An 18,040-nucleotide genomic window follows, 5' to 3' on the forward strand; every position below is an offset into this window, starting at 1 on the left:
AAATGTGGTTCAGTTATTATGAATATTATCGATAAAATAAAGAATAATCTCATAAATTCAGAAAGAGAAGGTAATAAAACAGCTGAATTTCATTATCAAGTTCTAATTAATGCTGATGAGTTAAAAGATATTGATGCTGAAGAATTTTGCCAAAAGTTATCTTTGACAGATGGATATAAATCAGAATTTAGGAAAATGATTAAGTTAGCTAACCATATAAAAAGTAAAGGGAAAAAGATTATTTAAATTTGTAGGGTGCAACTTATTGCACCATTATCCTTTTAATCAAAGGGTGTAACAAGTTGCACCCTATCAAAGAGAAAAATAAATGACACAAAAATTCGAAATGGCAGACCGTTTTAATCCGTCTGCGGTAGAACAAGCCCTTTATCAACATTGGGAAGAGAGCGGTTATTTTAAACCGTCTGAAAATGAAAATGCACCGAGCTATTGCATTGCAATTCCGCCGCCAAACGTAACAGGTTCTCTACACATGGGGCATGCTTTCCAACAAACCTTAATGGATACCTTAATCCGTTTCAATCGTATGGAAGGGCATAACACCTTATGGCAAGCGGGGACAGACCATGCGGGTATCGCAACCCAAATGGTGGTGGAACGTAAAATTGCGGCTGAAGAAGGCAAAACCCGCCATGATTATGGCCGTGAAGCGTTTATCAACAAAATTTGGGATTGGAAAGCCTATTCTGGTGGCACAATCAGCCAACAAATGCGTCGTTTAGGGAACTCTATCGACTGGGAACGTGAGCGTTTCACGATGGACGATGGTTTATCGAATGCGGTAAAAGAAGTGTTTGTTCGTTTGCACGAAGAAGGTTTGATTTACCGTGGCAAACGCTTAGTAAACTGGGATCCAAAACTTCATACCGCAATTTCTGACTTAGAAGTAGAAAACAAAGAGAGCAAAGGTTCCCTTTGGCATTTCCGTTATCCGTTAGCAAACGGTGCAAAAACGGCAGATGGTAAAGATTATTTAGTGGTGGCAACCACGCGTCCAGAAACCATGTTGGGCGATACAGCGGTGGCGGTGCATCCTGAAGATGAGCGTTATCAATCTTTAATCGGAAAAACTGTGGTTCTGCCATTGGCAAACCGTGAAATTCCGATTATTGCCGATGAATATGTGGATCGTGAATTTGGTACTGGTGTGGTGAAAATCACCCCTGCGCACGACTTTAACGACTATGAAGTGGGTAAACGTCACAGTTTGCCGATGGTTAACGTGTTAACCTTAAACGCAGATATTCGTGATGAAGCGGAAATTATCGGCACAGATGGCAAACCACTTTCTGGCTATGAAGCGGCAATTCCTGCAGATTTTCGTGGTTTAGAGCGTTTTGCTGCGCGTAAGAAAATCGTGGCAGATTTTGAAGCACTTGGTTTATTAGACGAAATCAAACCGCACGATTTGAAAGTGCCTTATGGCGACCGTGGTGGCGTGCCGATTGAGCCGATGCTAACCGACCAATGGTATGTGAGTGTGAAACCGCTTGCTGATGTAGCGATTAAAGCAGTGGAAGACGGCGAAATCCAATTCGTGCCAAAACAATACGAAAACCTTTATTTCTCTTGGATGCGTGATATTCAAGATTGGTGTATCTCTCGCCAACTTTGGTGGGGACACCGTATTCCAGCGTGGTATGACGCGGAAGGTAACGTTTATGTGGCTCGCAACGAAGCCGAAGTGCGGTCAAAATACAACTTAGATTCTGCGGTTGAACTCAAACAAGATGAAGACGTGTTAGATACATGGTTCTCATCAGGCTTATGGACGTTCTCTACCTTAGGTTGGCCAGAGCAAACTAAAGAGCTCAAAATGTTCCACCCAACGGATGTGTTAATCACTGGCTTCGACATCATCTTCTTCTGGGTTGCGCGTATGATTATGTTTACGATGCACTTCGTGAAAGATGAAAATGGCAAACCGCAAGTGCCATTCAAAACCGTGTACGTAACAGGCTTGATCCGTGATGAGCAAGGTCAAAAAATGTCGAAATCAAAAGGTAACGTGCTCGATCCAATCGACATGATTGACGGTATCAGCCTTGAAGATTTACTTGAAAAACGCACTGGCAACATGATGCAGCCGCAATTGGCAGAGAAAATTGCTAAAGCAACCCGTAAAGAATTTGCGGACGGCATTGCTGCTCACGGCACAGACGCATTGCGTTTCACATTAGCCGCATTGGCTTCAAACGGTCGTGATATCAACTGGGATATGAAACGTTTAGAAGGCTACCGCAACTTCTGTAATAAATTATGGAATGCAAGCCGTTTCGTCTTAACGAATGAAAAATTAGATTTAAGCGAAGGCGAGATCGAATTCTCATTAGTGGATCGTTGGATTCAATCAGAATTCAATCGTACCGTGGAAACTTTCCGTAATTCATTAAGCCAATATCGTTTCGACCTTTGTGCCAATGCGATTTATGAGTTTACTTGGAACCAATTCTGTGACTGGTATTTAGAATTGACTAAACCAGTATTTGCAAACGGCAACGCAGCACAAATCCGTGCGGCAAGCCAAACCTTGGTTCATATATTAGAAAAATTATTACGTTTAGCACATCCACTCATTCCATTTATTACCGAAGAAATTTGGCAAAAAGTGAAAGGATTTGTGGACATTACTGCAGACAGCATTATGTTGCAATCTTTCCCACAAGTGGAAGAAAACGGCTTTGATCCAGAGGCGGAAGCTGAAATTGAGTGGTTAAAAGAAGTGATCGTTGCGGTACGTAATATCCGTGCAGAAAGCAACATCGCACCAAGCAAAGGTTTAGATCTGTTATTCCGTAATTTAAGCGCAGAAAACGCAAAAATTCTCGAAAAACAGACCGCTCTTTTAAAAGCCATGGCGAAATTAGATAACGTTCAAGTATTAGCTGCAAATGAAACTGCACCGCTTGCGGTAGCGAAACTCGTCGGCAATGCGGAATTGCTCGTACCAATGGCTGGCTTTATCAATAAAGAAGCAGAGATTGCGCGTTTAACTAAAGAGATTGAAAAATATCAAAATGAAGTTAAACGTATCGAGAATAAACTCAGCAACGAAGCTTTCGTGGCTAAAGCACCTGAAGCAGTGATTGCAAAAGAGCGAGAAAAACAAGCAGAATACCAATCTGGATTAGAAAAAATCCAAGAGCAGTATAAAGCGATTGAAGCGTTGTAGTTTTTAAATAAAGAAAGCGGTCAGATTTAAAATCTGGCCGCTTTTTATTTTCTGCGATATTGTGGTAAGTAGAAAATCTATTCTAGTTATTCAGCACTTCAAGCAATGCTTGAACAGGGTGTTTCAAGATAGCTTTTTCATATCGCTTCACTTGGCTACGGCAGGAATAGCCGGTTGCGAGACAATGATTCGGATCTTTACCTTGTAATTTTTTGCCCCATGATACGTCGTAAATATCTTTTGACATAGTTTGATTTTGAACTTCATGGCCAAATACGCCCGCCATGCCACAACAGCCGACTTTTTCAACATTCAAGGTTTGTCCAAATTGTGAAAAAATATGCTGCCATTCTTTTGGACTGTTTGGCATAAAGGTGGATTCAGTACAATGAGGGAATAAATGCCACTCAAAAGTGCGGTCAGATTTCGCGATATTTTTCACCGCACTTTGTAATGCGTTACTTTCTAATTGATTGGTCAGCCATTCATGTGCTGTGAGTACATGGAAGTCACCGCGAGAATCACCTAAGACCTCTTTATATTCATCTCGATAAGAAAGCACAATCGCTGGATCTACGCCGACTAAAGGCACATTTAATTTGGCGACGCGATTTAAAAACTCCGCTTGTGTTTTCGCTGTTTTACTAAAGCGAGTTAAAAAACCTTTAATATGCATGGCTTTGCCGTTCGGTTTAAAAGGGAGAAGGATTGGCTCAAAACCTAGTTTTTGTGTGAGAGCGACAAAATCGCGAACGACTTTGGCATCGTAATAAGAGGTATAAGGATCTTGCACGATAAAGAGCATATTGGCTTTTTCTGTAGCACTGAGATCTTCTAATTCTTCTAATTTTTTGCCTTGGTAGCCAATTTCCACTAATTGCTGTTGAAGGTTTGGCTCTGAAAGGAGAGGCAAATCTGTCATGCCAAGCGTTTTTTCAACCAAGCTTTGAGTAACTTTCAGTTTGGTGAAATAATTGAATAATGCCGGTTGTTTCGCCATATAAGGTGCTGCTACTTCTAAATTCGCCACAATATGATCTTTGGCTGGACGCAAATACCGGCTGTGGTAAAAATGGAAAAATTTTGCACGGAAACTTGGTACATCAATTTTAATCGGGCATTGGCTTGCACAGGCTTTACAAGCCAGACAAGTATCCATTGCGCCTTTCACTTCATGTGAGAAATCATACTCACCGCGCCATTTCTGTACGCTATTGCGGAAACGCTCCACAAGTGCGGTCAGTTTCACTTGTGTTTTATGAAAATCTAATTGATCAGGCGATACGTTTTCATTGGCCATTAATCTCAACCATTCACGCACCATCGCGGCTCGTCCTTTTGGTGAGAATACGCGATTTTTACTCACTTTCATGGAAGGGCACATAATACTGTGCTCATCAAAGTTAAAGCAAAGTCCATTGCCGTTACAGTTCATTGCGCCTTTGAATTCATCTCGCATTTGAATCGGGATTTGGCGATCATTGTCCGCACGCATCGGCGAGAGAATCGAATAGAGCTCCGCATCGCTATTAAGTGGTGTACAGATTTTACCTGGATTGAGACGATTATTTGGATCAAATAAGAATTTCACATAACGCAATTCCTGCCAAAGTTCAGGTGTAAAAAACTTCTCTCCATAATGAGATCGTACGCCTTTGCCGTGTTCCCCCCATAACAAACCGCCATATTTCACCGTGAGTTCAGCTACTTCATCTGAAATTTGTTTAAAGAGCTTTACTTGTTCTTTATCGCATAGGTCTAAAGCGGGGCGAACATGCAATACGCCAGCATCAACATGGCCAAACATCCCATATTGCAGATTGTGACTATCTAATAAGGCTCTAAACTCTGCAATGTAATCCGCAAGATGTTCTGGTGGCACACAGGTATCTTCCACAAAAGGAATCGGTTTGGGTGCACCTTTCGCATTCCCCAATAGCCCCACCGCTTTTTTACGCATAGCATAAATACGTTCAATAGAAGGCAAGTCAGAACAAAGTTGATAGCTGATAATGTGATCTTGGCCTTGTGCAATTTTTTCATCTAATTGCTGACAAAGTGCGCTCACTTGGCTGTCGATTTTGGCTTGATTGTTGCCCGCATATTCCACAATGTTTAAACCTAGAATTGGATTTTGTTCTTCTTCTGTTAAAAGTTCTTTCACTGAATGCCAAATAATATCTTGCTTAGCAAGGTTCAGCACTTTGGAATCGACGGTTTCAACGGAAAGAGCATTGGCTTTCACCATAAACGGTGCATTGCGAAGCGCAGCATCAAATGAGCTGTACTTCACATTAATTAAGGTGCGATATTTAGGAATCGGCAATAAATTAAGTTTAGCTTCACAGATAAACGCAAGTGAACCTTCTGAGCCCGTTAAAATTCGGGTGAGGTTAAATTCACTTTCATCTTTATTAAAGACATTCTTAAGATCGTAACCGGTGAGGAAGCGATTGAGTTGTGGTAAATCTTGAATGATTGAGGCGCGCTTCTCTTTACAACGTTGGAAAATCGTTTGATGTAACGTTTTGCCATTTTCTGCAAGTGGGTAGTTTTCTAAAACATCATCAGATTTGATCTCACTTGTATCTAATATTTCACCATTCATTAAAACAGAACGTAATGCTAAAACATGATCAGAGGTTTTTCCGTATTGTAATGAGCCTTGACCGGAAGCATCGGTATTAATCATGCCACCTAGTGTTGCTCGATTACTTGTGGAGAGCTCTGGTGCAAAGAATAATCCGTGTGGTTTTAGAAATTGGTTGAGTTGGTCTTTTACTACGCCCGCCTGCACGCGAACCCAACGTTCTTCTATATTAAGCTCTAAAATGCTCATCATGTGGCGAGAGAGGTCGACAATAATGTTGTTATTTATAGATTGTCCATTGGTACCCGTGCCGCCACCGCGAGGTGTAAAGGTTAGATGAAGGTATTTCTCTTTATTCGCTAATTTGGTGATACGTACTATATCTGCGACCGATTTAGGAAATAAAATAGCTTGTGGAAGTTGTTGATAAACGCTGTTATCTGTCGCAAGACTTAAGCGGTCAGCATAATTTGAGGCAATATCACCTTCAAAATGCTGTTTTTGGAGTTCGTTAAGATAATCACTTACCACGTTATTAAGTTGTGGCACATTAGAAAGACGGGGCAACATAAAATCACTCACCTATATATAAGAGAAGAAAGTGAATTTGATGATATATGAAGCTCAAAAAAAAGTCGATTTCAACAAAAGATATTTTTTGTTAGAATAGAAATCGGGTTAAAAAGTAACCCGATTTTTGTGAACAAATGTTCATTTTAGGGGTTGTTTGTCTATAAAATAACCAAAAAGGGCAAAAAAAGTTTGATCTTTGGTGTTTTTATAGGATAATAACCATACTTTTGAACGTTCCTTTGGCTATGGCAAAGGAATTGAATTTGTCAAAAGGATAAGTTAGGGCAAATTCAAAACCCTAGTTAAGCAACGTTTAGAGTGTTTCTTTTTTATAAAGTTCACAATAAACAAGGAAACTTTTCTTATTAATAACGATGACTAAATAGAGGACATCAAAATGAAAAAAACTGCAATCGCATTAGTCGTTGCTGGTTTAGCAGCAGCTTCTGTAGCTCAAGCAGCTCCACAAGAAAATACTTTCTATGCAGGTGCTAAAGTTGGTCAAGCTTCTTTCCACGATGGTATCAAAGCTAATGCAGGTAAAGCATTAAACTTTGGTGAAGGTTACCACCGTAACTCTGTTACATATGGTGTATTTGGTGGTTATCAAATCTTAAACCGTGATAACTTAGGTTTAGCGGTAGAATTGGGTTATGACGATTTTGGTCGTGCTAAATTCCGTACAGCTGGTAAAACTGACTTTAAACACACTAACCACGGTGCACACTTAAGCTTTAAAGGTAGCTACGGTCTTGGTGGTTTAACTTCTGCTTTAGAAGGCTTAGATGTTTATGGTCGTGTTGGTGCAGCTTTAGTACGTTCAGACTATAAAGATTACGATGCAACTTCTGGTGCACGTAACCACGCTAAAGGTGAACACAGCTTACGAGTTTCTCCAATGTTCGCAGCTGGTGTTGAATATGCATTACCATCATTACCAGAGTTAGCATTACGTTTAGAATACCAATGGTTAACTCGCGTAGGTAAATTACGTAATTATAATGGTGTTCAAGGTCAAGCAGCTGACTACAACCCATGGATCGGTTCTATCAACGCTGGTTTATCTTACCGTTTCGGTCAAGGTGCTGCTCCAGTTGTTGCACCTGAAGTTGTAAGCAAAACTTTCAACTTAAGCTCTGATGTAACTTTCGCTTTCGGTAAAGCTAACTTAAAACCACAAGCTAAAGCAACTTTAGACGGTATCTATGGTGAAATCGCTCAAATCAACAACGCTAACGTAGCAGTTGCTGGTTATACAGACCGTATCGGTAAAGATGCACCAAACTTAAAATTATCACAACGTCGTGCAGACTCTGTAGCTAACTACTTAGTAGCTAAAGGTGTTCCTGCTCAAAACATCTCTGCAACTGGTCACGGTAAAGCTAACCCAGTTACAGGTTCTACTTGTGATGCGGTTAAAGGTCGTAAAGCACTTATCGCTTGTTTAGCACCAGACCGTCGTGTTGAAATCGCAGTTAACGGTACTAAATAATTTTATTTAGTTATCCATTAACGGATTAGCATTAGAAGACCTAAACTTCGGTTTAGGTCTTTTCTTATATAAATTAAACCTATAAATTGAAGGAATTTTTGAATGAAAAAGTGGATTATCTTGATTATTATCGCAGTTGCTGCAGGTTTTGGCTTAATGTCTAGCTACAATGGCTTAGTTAAAGCAGAAACTGAAATTGATTCTGTTTGGGCAAATGTTGAATCATCTTATCAACGTCGTGCTGATTTAATTCCAAACTTAGTGAATACTGTAAAAGGTCAAGCTAATTTTGAACAACAAACATTAACCAATGTAATCGAAGCGCGTGCAAAAGCGACACAAACTAAAATTGATCCGTCTAATTTAACGGAAGAACAATTAAACGAATTCCAACAAAACCAAAATCAAGTAGGCTCAGCATTATCTCGTTTACTTGTTACTGTAGAACAATACCCACAATTAAAAGCGAACGAAGGCTTTATGAACTTACAAGCGCAACTTGAAGGTACAGAAAACCGTATCAATGTCGCTCGTAATAAATTTAATGAAGCAGCGCGTATTTATAATGAAAAAGTACGTCAATTCCCAACTAAATTAGCGGCAATGATTTTTGGTTTTAAAGCTAAACCTTACTTTAAATCAGCTGCAGGCGCTGAAAACGCACCGACTGTAAACTTTAACTAAGGTTTATCTATGCCATTCTTTTCCAGAATTCCGGTAGATAAAAAGCAAATCGAGGCGGCGATTAGTCGCCTCGAAAGCTTAAGTTCGGCTGAGTTACGTGTTTATATTGAACGCAAAGTACCAAAGGCTTCAGCACAATTATCAGCAATGGAACGTGCTTTAGAAGTGTTTGATGAACTGGAAATGCATAAAACAGCGGCACAAAATGCCGTGTTGATTTATGTGGGATATAAAAATCATCTCTGTGCAATCGTAGGTGATAAAGGCATTCATCAATTTGTTGATGTGGCTTATTGGCAGTTACAATGCGATTTAATGATTGAGCAGTTTAAACAAAAAGCTTATACACAAGGTATTGTCGATGCGATTGATCGTATCAGTGATATTTTATCTCGCCATTTCCCTATTCAGCCTGATGATGTGAATGAATTATCTAATGAGGTAATTATTAATGGCTAAGCTTTTATCTTTTATGAAAAGTGCGGTTGTTTTTAGCCTTGTTTTTTTTGCTCAAATGGTTGTTGCGGCAGAATTTCCGCCTGCACCAAATCCTTTCCATTACATAAACGATTACACCAACACACTTTCATCAGAACATAAGCAAATTTTAGAAAATAAACTGATTGCTTATAGTAAAGAAACGAGTTCACAAATCGCTGTCGTTTTAGTTCCGACAACCGGTGAATATGAAATTGCTGATTATACCTTTGCTTTAGGTGATAAATGGGGCATTGGACGTAAAAATCTGAATAATGGTGTGTTGATGCTGATTGCGAAGGATGATCGCAAAGTCTTTATTGCAACAGGGCAAGGTTTAGAAGGTGTTTTGCCCGATGCTTTTTTATCGCAAGTCATCCGTTCGGCAATTTTGCCACAATTTAAACAAGGCCAATATGCGCAAGGTATTAATGACGGCTTAAACCAAATTATTGCGGCAAGTAAAGGCGAGTTTGATGCAGCACAAGTTGAAGAAGATGCGTTCGATAAGTACATTCCATTCTTAATGGTATTGGCGTTTATTGCTATTGTATTATTTGGTGAATTCCAATATCACAAAGATGAAGTATATATTAGCCCGAATCAACGCGACCAACTGAATAAAATCATTCGTCAAAGTACGATTTCTCGTCGCCGTGGTGGTGGCTCCGGTTTCGGAGGCGGATTTGGTGGAGGATTCGGCGGAGGCGGTTCTTCCGGTGGTGGCTTTGGCGGCGGTAGCTTCGGCGGCGGTGGAGCAGGTGGAAGTTGGTAAGACCAAGTCTTTCACTCAGGTTCTATCTTATGCTAGAATAGCGCCCTATTCAGACTTATTTGAACAAGGAACATTATGGAAACGTTAGACAAAATCAAAAAACAAATCGCTGAAAATCCAATTTTAATTTACATGAAAGGTTCACCAAAATTACCTTCTTGTGGTTTCTCTGCGCGTGCATCTGAAGCATTAATGAATTGCAAAGTGCCTTTCGGCTATGTTGATATTCTTCAACACCCAGATATTCGTGCTGAATTACCGACTTATGCGAACTGGCCAACTTTCCCACAATTATGGGTAGAAGGTGAGTTAATTGGTGGTTGTGATATTATTTTAGAAATGTATCAAGCTGGCGAACTTCAAACTTTATTAAGCGAAGTAGCGGCTAAACATCAAGCTTAATTGATGACTGATTATCAAGATAAACCTGCTTTTTAGCAGGTTTTCTTTTGCTCAAAAAATGATAAACCAGATAGAAAAGTGTGATCTAATTAACATTTTTAAATGAAATAACTTGTTGATTAAATTTCCTTAAGATAGACTACATCGCGTTAGTCGGGGTGCCTCTATTAATGGCTGAGAAATACCCGTGAACCTGAAACAGATAATGCTGGCGTAGGAAACTAATCATCTCATTATGCTGTTTCGTTATGCAAAAATAAGGAGAACGCATAATGAACAAAACTCTTCCCATTTTAACCGCACTTTTTACCACTTCCACTTTCGCACAAGCTGCTCCTCAAATATTAGATGTTTATACTTATGATTCATTTAGTGCTGATTGGAGTGCTGGACCAAAAGTTAAAGCGGCTTTTGAACAACAATTCCCGCAATGTAAGCTGAATTATGTGGCTTTTGATAATAATGGCACCTTGTTTAACCGTGTTCGTCTAGAAGGTAAAAAAATTAAGGCGGATGTGGTGCTTGGTTTAGATAGCTATCAAATTGAGGATGCACAAAAACTCAATATTTTTGAGCCAAATAAAGTAGATTTAAGCCAGTTACGTTTACCAATAAAATGGGAAAATAATACTTTCTTACCATTTGATTATGCTCAGTATGCGTTTATTTATGACAAGAATAAATTGGCAAACCCACCAAAGAGCTTAAAAGAATTAGTTGAGCGTCAAGATCTTAAAGTGTTATATCAAGATCCGCGTACAAGCAGTATTGGACGGGGCTTATTGCTTTGGATGAATGCCGTTTATCCAGCAGCAGATGTCGCAAATGCTTGGAAAACCCTTTCTAAACATACGGTCACGGTCACCAAAGGTTGGACTGAGTCTTATGGGGCCTTTTTAAAAGGCGAAGGTGATGTGGTTTTAAGCGTCAATACTTCACCGATTTACCATATTCTTTCTGAACAAAAGGACAATTATGTGGCAACGGAATTTGTAGAGGGGAGCGTATTACAAGTTGAAGTTGCGGCAAAAGTCGCTGACCGTAATAATACCTGTGCTGATGAATTTTTAGGATTCTTGCTTTCACCGCAAGCTCAAGCGGATATTGCCAAAAATAATGTGATGTTACCTGTGGTAGAAACCAATATCGAAAGTCATATTGATGCGCTTAATTCTCGTGCAAAATCAATGCGTATTTTAGATACCACTAAGGTGACAAGTGAGCAGCTTAAAGGCTGGATCAACCAATGGCAAAAAGCCTTATCTAAGTAATCTTAATGCGCTTATTGCAACATCCGCATTTTCGTCCTCGCCATTATTTGGGCGGAAGTGCGGTCATTTTTTTCATTGTTTTACTCTATGGTTTTTCCCTTTCTGCGGTTTTTTCAGTAGGAAGTGGTTATGCCTTATCTGATTTCTTAAAAGACGATTATTTACATCAGGTCATTGCCTTTAGCTTTGGGCAGGCATTCTTATCAGCCTTGTTTTCTAGCGTAATTGGAACGTTATTTGCACGTGCTTTCTTCTATTTAGATTTCAAAGGCAAATTGCTCATTTTACGCATTTTTTCACTTACCTTTGTCTTGCCTGCATTACTGGCTATTTTCGGTCTAATTGGTATTTATGGCACTGCCGGTTGGCTAACACAACTACTGAAAACCTTAGGTATATCATGTAACCCCTCCATTTATGGTTTAAATGGCATTCTCATTGCTCATTTATTTTTTAATATTCCTTTAGCGGCACGAATGAGCTTGCAAGCTTTGCAAAGTGTACCGACTGAACAGCATCAACTCGCGGCACAATTGAATATCAAAGGTTTCACATTTTTCCGCTTAATTGAATGGCCTTATTTGAAAAGCCAAATAGTGTCTGCCTTTGTACTGATTTTTATGTTGTGTTTCACTAGTTTTACGATTGTCTTGGCACTGGGTGGCGGACCACAAAACAGCACATTAGAAGTCGCCATTTACCAAGCCATTTTCTTTGAGTTTGATTTACCTAAAGCCGCACTTTTTGCGCTTGTACAATTTGCTTTTTGTTTTGCGTTATTTTCGCTTTCACAATATTGGGCGAAAGCACCTGAAACGCAGATATCGCAACGTTATCGATGGGTTTTACCTGTTTCAAGTGCGGTCAAATTTGGACATGTTTTTGTCTTATTCTCGGTGTGCTTATTTATTTTAAGTCCCTTATTCAATATTGTTTTACAAGGTTTGTCAGCTACCCAATTATTTAGCTATTGGCAAAATCCACAATTATGGAAGGCGATTGCTTATTCATTAACCATGGCACCAGCAGCAGGTATTTTATCGGTATTATTTGGATTTTTCTTATTGTTACTTTCTCGTCAACTACAATGGTTATATCACCCTAAATTAGCTCACTTTATTTTAACGGGGGGAATGATGATTTTAGCCATTCCGACGATTGTCTTAGCAGTCGGCTTATTCCTTTGGTTACAAGATATTGATTTTTCAGCAGGACATTTGTTTGTAGTGGTATCTGTTTGTAACGCCTTGGCTGCCTTGCCATTTGTGATCAAAATTCTCAATACACCAATGAATCAATCAATGCAATATTATGAAAAACTCTGTTTATCGCTGAATATTACAGGCTGGCAGCGTTTTCGTTTAATTGAATATCCGCTACTAAAAGCACCGTTGAAATATGCCTTGGCGCTTGCGACAACTTTATCACTCGGCGATTTTACAGCGATAGCCTTATTTGGTAGCCCTGATTTTACTTCTTTGCCTCATTTGCTTTATCAACAAATCGGGCAATATCGAAGCCAAGAAGCGGCAGTGACGGCATTGATTTTATTGGGCTTATGTTTAGGTTTATTTATGTTCATTGAAGGGCAGAAGGAACAACATGATTAAATTAAATAATGTAGTCTTCAATTATCAATCCATGCCGATGGTATTTGATTTACATATTCAAGCCCAGGAAAAAATCGCCATCATTGGTGAAAGTGGTGCAGGAAAAAGTACCTTGCTGAATTTAATTGCCGGCTTTGAATATGCTGATAGTGGCGAGATTTGGCTCAGTGGTGAAAACCATACTAAAACGGCACCTTTTGAACGCCCTGTTTCCATGCTATTTCAGGAAAATAATCTCTTTACTCATCTTTCCGTAGAAGATAATGTCGCCTTAGGTTTAAAACCGAATTTAGCCTTAAATGCAGAAGAAAAAGCACTTGTAGAACAAGCTGCTAGAGCAGTTAATTTACAGGATTTTTTAACGAGAAAACCGACCGCACTTTCAGGTGGACAAAAACAGCGAGTGGCATTAGCGCGCTGTTTGCTACGAGATAAACCCATTTTATTATTGGATGAGCCTTTTTCAGCGCTTGATCCTAAACTACGCATTGAAATGCAGGATTTAATGGATCAATTATGTGAAGAGAAAAAACTCACCATGTTACTGGTGACACATCAACCCAAAGAAATTGAACGGCATATTGATCGAGTGATTGAAATTCATCAAGGAAAAGTGATCTGATCTCTTTTTATCATATTGCAGAGTAATATGCTCAACTTAATAAAAGCTATATAGCTTAAACGAGGAAAATATAATGACCACAACAAATGTAGTACAGCTTTCATCTATTACGCCCCATCCCTCAGTAGAGTATTGGTCTGTTTGTAAAGTAGAAGCGTTATTTGAAACACCTTTTTTAGAATTAGTCTATCGTGCGGCTCAAGTGCATCGAGAGCATTTTAACCCAGGTGCGATACAGTTATCGACGTTGATGTCGATTAAAACGGGTGGATGCCCTGAAGACTGTGGTTATTGCCCACAATCTGCCCGTTATCAAACAGGCGTACAAAATCAGCAGATCTTGGATATTGATGAAATTGTCGAAAAAGCCAAAATTGCTAAAGCACGTGGTGCAGGACGTTTTTGTATGGGCGCGGCATGGCGTGGTCCTAAGCCTAAAGATATGGAAAAAGTCACGGCGATTATTCGTGCGGTAAAAGATATTGGCTTAGAAACGTGCGGGACCTTTGGGTTGTTGCAAGATGGTATGGCGGAAGAGTTAAAAGATGCAGGATTGGATTATTACAACCACAATATAGATACCGCACCAGAAAATTATCACAATGTTATTGGCACACGCCGTTTTGATGATCGTTTAAGCACATTAGGAAAAGTGCGTCATGCCGGTTTGAAAGTTTGCTGTGGCGGTATTGTGGGCATGAACGAAACCCGTAAAGAGCGAGCTGGTCTCATTGCAAGTTTGGCAAATCTTGATCCGCAACCAGAGTCCGTGCCAATTAATCAATTAGTGAAAGTAGAAGGCACACCAATGGCAGATGCAGCTGATTTAGATTGGACAGAGTTTGTTCGCACTATTGCCGTTGCGCGTATTACTATGCCGAAAAGTTATGTTCGTCTTTCTGCAGGTCGTCAAGGCATGAGTGAAGAAATGCAAGCGATGTGTTTTATGGCTGGTGCTAACTCTATTTTCTATGGCGATAAATTGTTAGTGACAGGCAACCCAGAAGAAGATGGCGATCAGATGCTCATGGCTAAATTAGATCTTGAGCCAGAAACGGAAGAAAATAGAAAACCACTCGACAGAAATTAGTCATAAAAAAAGTGCGGTGAAACCTACCGCACTTTTATTGAGTCTTACTTAACTTGTTCCGTTAAGCAAGGCTGAATTTTATTCAGCATTTCTTTTAAAATACGCGCTGGAGCAGCCACGATGTTGCCTGAGCGTAAATAGCCGTGACCCGCATTGAAATCACACACTAAACCGCCTGCTTCACGCACGATTAAATCACCCGCTGCGCAATCCCAAGGTTTTAAGCCTATTTCGAAATAACCGTCAACGCGACCTGAAGCCACATAGCAAAGGTCTAATGCGGCAGAACCCGTACGACGGAAATCGGCAGCTTCATCAATTAAGTTATTCATGATAGCAAATTGAGTTGGCATCAAGCTTGGTTGTTTGAATGGGAAACCGGTGGCTAAAATCGCCCCGTTAAGTTCATTTTGGCTATCGACACGTAAACGCACTTCATTTAATTTTGCGCCTTCGCCACGAACAGCAGTGAATAATTCATTACGAATAGGATCGTAAACCACACCTACTTCGGTACGGTTTTTTACACGGATAGCAATAGATACAGAGAAATGTGGCAAACCTTTTACAAAGTTGGTTGTGCCATCTAGTGGATCAATTACCCATTGAATATCACTGTCTTTGCCTTCTAATGCACCACGCTCTTCACTGATAATTGTATGATCAGGATAAGATTTTTGAATGATTTCAATGATCTCTGCTTCAGCGGCTTTATCGACGCTAGTCACATAATCATTAATACCTTTTTTACTTGTTTGGATGTCATCACGGCGCTCATAGTTTTTAGCAATCACGTTGCCCGCTTTTCGTGCCGCACGAATAGCGATATTTAACATTGGATTCATATTTCCACCAGATTTTAAAGAACAGATAAATAGGTCGCCTATTATAAGGGAGTTTTAGTAAATAGCCAGTTGAAAATGTTTAATTCACAGTTTTTCCCGTTTTTTAAAGGAAATTTGCGATCAGTATCGCAAAAATAAAGTAGCCAATTTGGCTTTCTTCTAAAGGACTTTTAAAGTGCGGTCAAAAAAGAAGGCATTTTATGTATAAAGGGATAACGCTATTAGAAACCTTGATTACGTTATTTATTTTAAGCTTAACGTTAGCGTTTGCATTGCCTAAATGGCAGAAAAACGATCCCAAATATTTTCTCGAAAAAGAGCAACAACGGCTTTATTTTTTCTTACGTAATATTCAAGCGAGGGCAGAAAACTCATCGGCGATTTGGTTTATTTTGGCCAATCAAGATAGGGCAAATCAACGTTGGTGTATCACAGCTCAAGTAAAAAGTGATCATTTTTGTGATTGTTTTTATCCCCAGAATTGTCCTAAAAACCTTTATGCGCATTTTTACTATCCTTATTTTGAAGGAAAAACGATGCTGATAGGCCCTAAATTATATCCGTCAGAAGTGGCGGTGAAATTTAATGGGGCCAGAAATACCATGGAAACGAATTGTTTTATGTTACAAGCTGAAGAGCATCGAACATTGTTCTCTTTTTTCAATGTTGGCAGCATCAAATTAAAGTCTGATCAAGCGGCGAGTGCATGTACAAGATGAAACCTCTAAAAGGCGAAACATTGGTGAGCTTGTTGATTTCACTCGGCTTATCCGCTTTATTATTGTTATTAGTTGCACAATTTTATGCCCAAACTCAACAGCAAAATCAGCGTTTAATGTTACAACTCAAATTACAAGCGGAATTACAACGTACCATTCAACTCATCGGGAAAGATCTGCGTCGGGTAGGCTTTCGAGCTGTAAACCAAAAACTCATTGAAGATAATCTGGCTTTATTCGAATTAGACGAAAAGGGTACAGCAATAACCATCGCTCAAGCAGACAATGCACCATCAAATAGCTGTGTTTTATTTTTTTATGATTTGAATAGTAATGGTTGTATTGGTGAAAAATACACAAAAAATACCTGCGTAAATGGCGTTAAAAATGTGGCAAAAAATATCGAAAAGGAGCTATTTGGTTACAAACTTAACGGCAAAATGATCGAAACCAAACAAACTTATAAAAATGCGGTAAATGCGGATTGTCGTTCAGCAGAATGTCAGCGTGCTTTAACCCAATCTACTTGTAACGCTGGTGGTGGATGGACAGATTTATTGGATGAAAAAGAGTTTGAGATTTCTCAATTACGTTTTGATTGGTTAAAGGCGGGGAAAGGGATTGAAATCAAACTCGCGGGAAATCTTACAACACATAAGCATATTCAATATGAAACTTCGCTTGTGGTATCTTTATTAAACCAAGAAGAATGATCATGAAAAAAGGGATTGTGACACTGACGGCGCTAATTTTACTTTCGGGATTATTGGCATTGATCTTATTATTTGATGAACAGATCTTTGCATTTTTTCGAGCTCAAATGAGTCAGCGAAAATATTATGTAGAACAAAGCCTTGCGTTACAGAAAATCAGTCAGCACCAACAAACGCACATTTGTCAAAACTTGCCTTTAAATGGTCCTGAAAAAGTGAAACAAGTCTTTTTCGAGTCTTCAGGGGCAGAGGATAAAGTGGTCTATTCTGTTTGGTGTAAACGTGCAGAGTTATTTAAGAAATCGCCCACAAAAGGCATTAATGAAAATATGCTGCGAGATTTTATTTCCAGCGAAAAACAAGCTGATTTTCAACCGCACTTTGTGAAAGTAGAGTCAGTTTTAACTGCTCAAAAAACACCACAAGTGTATTGGATAACGCAAAGTCAATTAGAAATTAAAGGGAATGTGAGTGGTATTCTGCTAGCAGAAGGAAATCTAACCTTAACCGGCAAAGGACGAATAAGCGGTGCAGTGATTACAGGTGGTTCGCTTAAGTTAGAGGAGGGAGTGACGGTGGCTTACGGTAAAGCCGTGGTGACAAAACTCGTACAAGAATATAGCCAATGGCGTTTGGTGGATAAAAGTTGGAGTGATTTAAGTGCGCAAGATCAAAGTGAATAAAGGAATGTCGTTAATGTCACTTTTATTAGCCTTATCGATTTTCAGCGGGTTATTTTTGATTTTTAACCGATGGACGACTGAGCAACGAAAAAGTGCGGTCAGAATTTTTCAAGAATTTCAGGCAATTCAAATTGCTGAGAATCAGGCTCAACGTCAGTTTTTAGGCTTGTCTTGTGAAAATAGCGTAGAACAAAATGGCATTCAATTTGCAATTCAATGCAGTCATCATCAAGTGAATATACGCTATCCTCAAGGTGAATTTTTATTGAAAACCGAGTAAAATAACGCATTGTTTTTGCTT

17 protein-coding genes and 1 riboswitch are annotated in these 18,040 nt (G+C 39.4%); of the genes, 15 read left to right on the plus strand and 2 right to left on the minus strand.

What is annotated here, in order from left to right:
• The first annotated feature begins 18 nt into the window (after positions 1–18).
• The gene (locus DPV97_RS02655; RefSeq protein ID WP_070713544.1) at positions 19–246 is read left to right on the plus strand and encodes an HTH-like domain-containing protein; all 228 of its coding nucleotides are present in this window, start codon (positions 19–21) and stop codon (positions 244–246) included.
• An 82-nt stretch (positions 247–328) separates the two neighbouring features.
• Positions 329–3,193: a valine--tRNA ligase gene (gene valS, locus DPV97_RS02660; protein ID WP_070713548.1), complete on the plus strand. Its 2,865-nt coding sequence runs from the start codon at positions 329–331 to the stop codon at positions 3,191–3,193.
• Positions 3,194–3,275: 82 nt separating this feature from the next.
• Here valS and ydiJ read toward each other — a convergent pair whose 3' ends face one another.
• The gene (ydiJ, locus tag DPV97_RS02665) at positions 3,276–6,353 is read right to left on the minus strand and encodes a D-2-hydroxyglutarate dehydrogenase YdiJ (protein WP_070713550.1); all 3,078 of its coding nucleotides are present in this window, start codon (positions 6,351–6,353) and stop codon (positions 3,276–3,278) included.
• A 400-nt stretch (positions 6,354–6,753) separates the two neighbouring features.
• Here ydiJ and ompA point away from each other — a divergent pair, with 400 nt between their 5' ends.
• From ompA to bioB, 9 genes are all read left to right on the plus strand, one after another.
• A complete protein-coding gene (gene ompA / locus DPV97_RS02670; RefSeq protein WP_049366778.1) occupies positions 6,754–7,848 on the plus strand; it encodes a porin OmpA in 1,095 nt (364 codons plus the stop codon).
• 102 nt (positions 7,849–7,950) lie between these two features.
• Positions 7,951–8,532: a LemA family protein gene (locus DPV97_RS02675; protein WP_049364356.1), complete on the plus strand. Its 582-nt coding sequence runs from the start codon at positions 7,951–7,953 to the stop codon at positions 8,530–8,532.
• Between the two features lie 9 nt (positions 8,533–8,541).
• Positions 8,542–8,991 (plus strand): TPM domain-containing protein, encoded by a 450-nt coding sequence (locus DPV97_RS02680; protein WP_014065676.1) that lies wholly within the window; start codon positions 8,542–8,544, stop codon positions 8,989–8,991.
• Positions 8,984–9,784, plus strand: coding sequence for a TPM domain-containing protein (locus DPV97_RS02685; RefSeq protein WP_005699433.1), 801 nt, complete (start codon positions 8,984–8,986; stop codon positions 9,782–9,784). The genes DPV97_RS02680 and DPV97_RS02685 overlap by 8 nt, the downstream gene beginning before the upstream one ends.
• Before the next feature lie 75 nt (positions 9,785–9,859).
• Positions 9,860–10,186 (plus strand): Grx4 family monothiol glutaredoxin, encoded by a 327-nt coding sequence (gene grxD / locus DPV97_RS02690; protein WP_070713555.1) that lies wholly within the window; start codon positions 9,860–9,862, stop codon positions 10,184–10,186.
• Between the two features lie 144 nt (positions 10,187–10,330).
• A riboswitch (TPP riboswitch) is annotated at positions 10,331–10,423 on the plus strand.
• 35 nt (positions 10,424–10,458) lie between these two features.
• Entirely contained in the window at positions 10,459–11,457 is a 999-nt protein-coding gene (thiB, locus tag DPV97_RS02695) for a thiamine ABC transporter substrate binding subunit (protein ID WP_070713559.1), read from the plus strand.
• Between the two features lie 5 nt (positions 11,458–11,462).
• Positions 11,463–13,067, plus strand: a complete 1,605-nt coding sequence (thiP, locus tag DPV97_RS02700; protein ID WP_070713561.1) for a thiamine/thiamine pyrophosphate ABC transporter permease ThiP — start codon at positions 11,463–11,465, stop codon at positions 13,065–13,067.
• The gene (gene thiQ / locus DPV97_RS02705; protein ID WP_049366108.1) at positions 13,060–13,689 is read left to right on the plus strand and encodes a thiamine ABC transporter ATP-binding protein; all 630 of its coding nucleotides are present in this window, start codon (positions 13,060–13,062) and stop codon (positions 13,687–13,689) included. Before thiP ends, thiQ begins: the two co-directional genes overlap by 8 nt.
• A gap of 73 nt (positions 13,690–13,762) precedes the next feature.
• On the plus strand, positions 13,763–14,779 hold the full coding sequence (gene bioB / locus DPV97_RS02710) for a biotin synthase BioB (protein ID WP_070713566.1): 1,017 nt from the start codon (positions 13,763–13,765) through the stop codon (positions 14,777–14,779).
• Between the two features lie 44 nt (positions 14,780–14,823).
• Here the strand turns inward: bioB and suhB are convergent, their stop codons facing one another.
• On the minus strand, positions 14,824–15,624 hold the full coding sequence (suhB, locus tag DPV97_RS02715) for an inositol-1-monophosphatase (RefSeq protein WP_070713568.1): 801 nt from the start codon (positions 15,622–15,624) through the stop codon (positions 14,824–14,826).
• Between the two features lie 200 nt (positions 15,625–15,824).
• Here suhB and DPV97_RS02720 point away from each other — a divergent pair, with 200 nt between their 5' ends.
• The 4 genes from DPV97_RS02720 to DPV97_RS02735 are packed head-to-tail and all read left to right on the plus strand — an operon-like array spanning position 15,825 to position 18,019.
• Entirely contained in the window at positions 15,825–16,343 is a 519-nt protein-coding gene (locus DPV97_RS02720; protein WP_070713571.1) for a prepilin-type cleavage/methylation domain-containing protein, read from the plus strand.
• Positions 16,340–17,056, plus strand: a complete 717-nt coding sequence (locus DPV97_RS02725) for a PulJ/GspJ family protein (RefSeq protein ID WP_083313291.1) — start codon at positions 16,340–16,342, stop codon at positions 17,054–17,056. Before DPV97_RS02720 ends, DPV97_RS02725 begins: the two co-directional genes overlap by 4 nt.
• On the plus strand, positions 17,053–17,739 hold the full coding sequence (locus tag DPV97_RS02730) for a DUF2572 family protein (protein ID WP_070713578.1): 687 nt from the start codon (positions 17,053–17,055) through the stop codon (positions 17,737–17,739). The genes DPV97_RS02725 and DPV97_RS02730 overlap by 4 nt, the downstream gene beginning before the upstream one ends.
• Positions 17,740–17,752: 13 nt before the next feature.
• Complete coding sequence (locus DPV97_RS02735) at positions 17,753–18,019, plus strand: DUF5374 domain-containing protein (RefSeq protein ID WP_049364346.1); 267 nt, start codon at positions 17,753–17,755, stop codon at positions 18,017–18,019.
• Positions 18,020–18,040: the final 21 nt, after the last annotated feature.

It is taken from the genome of Haemophilus parainfluenzae, from assembly GCF_003253005.1.
Lineage (GTDB): Bacteria > Pseudomonadota > Gammaproteobacteria > Enterobacterales > Pasteurellaceae > Haemophilus_D > Haemophilus_D parainfluenzae_M.

Bases quoted from the DNA above. Each gene is read 5' to 3' on its own strand.
- DPV97_RS02655 (WP_070713544.1), top strand. From the start codon at position 19: ATGAATATTATCGATAAAATAAAGAATAATCTCATAAATTCAGAAAGA.
- valS (WP_070713548.1), top strand. From the start codon at position 329: ATGACACAAAAATTCGAAATGGCAGACCGTTTTAATCCGTCTGCGGTA.
- ydiJ (WP_070713550.1), bottom strand. From the start codon at position 6,353: ATGTTGCCCCGTCTTTCTAATGTGCCACAACTTAATAACGTGGTAAGT.
- ompA (WP_049366778.1), top strand. From the start codon at position 6,754: ATGAAAAAAACTGCAATCGCATTAGTCGTTGCTGGTTTAGCAGCAGCT.
- DPV97_RS02675 (WP_049364356.1), top strand. From the start codon at position 7,951: ATGAAAAAGTGGATTATCTTGATTATTATCGCAGTTGCTGCAGGTTTT.
- DPV97_RS02680 (WP_014065676.1), top strand. From the start codon at position 8,542: ATGCCATTCTTTTCCAGAATTCCGGTAGATAAAAAGCAAATCGAGGCG.
- DPV97_RS02685 (WP_005699433.1), top strand. From the start codon at position 8,984: ATGGCTAAGCTTTTATCTTTTATGAAAAGTGCGGTTGTTTTTAGCCTT.
- grxD (WP_070713555.1), top strand. From the start codon at position 9,860: ATGGAAACGTTAGACAAAATCAAAAAACAAATCGCTGAAAATCCAATT.
- thiB (WP_070713559.1), top strand. From the start codon at position 10,459: ATGAACAAAACTCTTCCCATTTTAACCGCACTTTTTACCACTTCCACT.
- thiP (WP_070713561.1), top strand. From the start codon at position 11,463: ATGCGCTTATTGCAACATCCGCATTTTCGTCCTCGCCATTATTTGGGC.
- thiQ (WP_049366108.1), top strand. From the start codon at position 13,060: ATGATTAAATTAAATAATGTAGTCTTCAATTATCAATCCATGCCGATG.
- bioB (WP_070713566.1), top strand. From the start codon at position 13,763: ATGACCACAACAAATGTAGTACAGCTTTCATCTATTACGCCCCATCCC.
- suhB (WP_070713568.1), bottom strand. From the start codon at position 15,624: ATGAATCCAATGTTAAATATCGCTATTCGTGCGGCACGAAAAGCGGGC.
- DPV97_RS02720 (WP_070713571.1), top strand. From the start codon at position 15,825: ATGTATAAAGGGATAACGCTATTAGAAACCTTGATTACGTTATTTATT.
- DPV97_RS02725 (WP_083313291.1), top strand. From the start codon at position 16,340: ATGAAACCTCTAAAAGGCGAAACATTGGTGAGCTTGTTGATTTCACTC.
- DPV97_RS02730 (WP_070713578.1), top strand. From the start codon at position 17,053: ATGATCATGAAAAAAGGGATTGTGACACTGACGGCGCTAATTTTACTT.
- DPV97_RS02735 (WP_049364346.1), top strand. From the start codon at position 17,753: ATGTCACTTTTATTAGCCTTATCGATTTTCAGCGGGTTATTTTTGATT.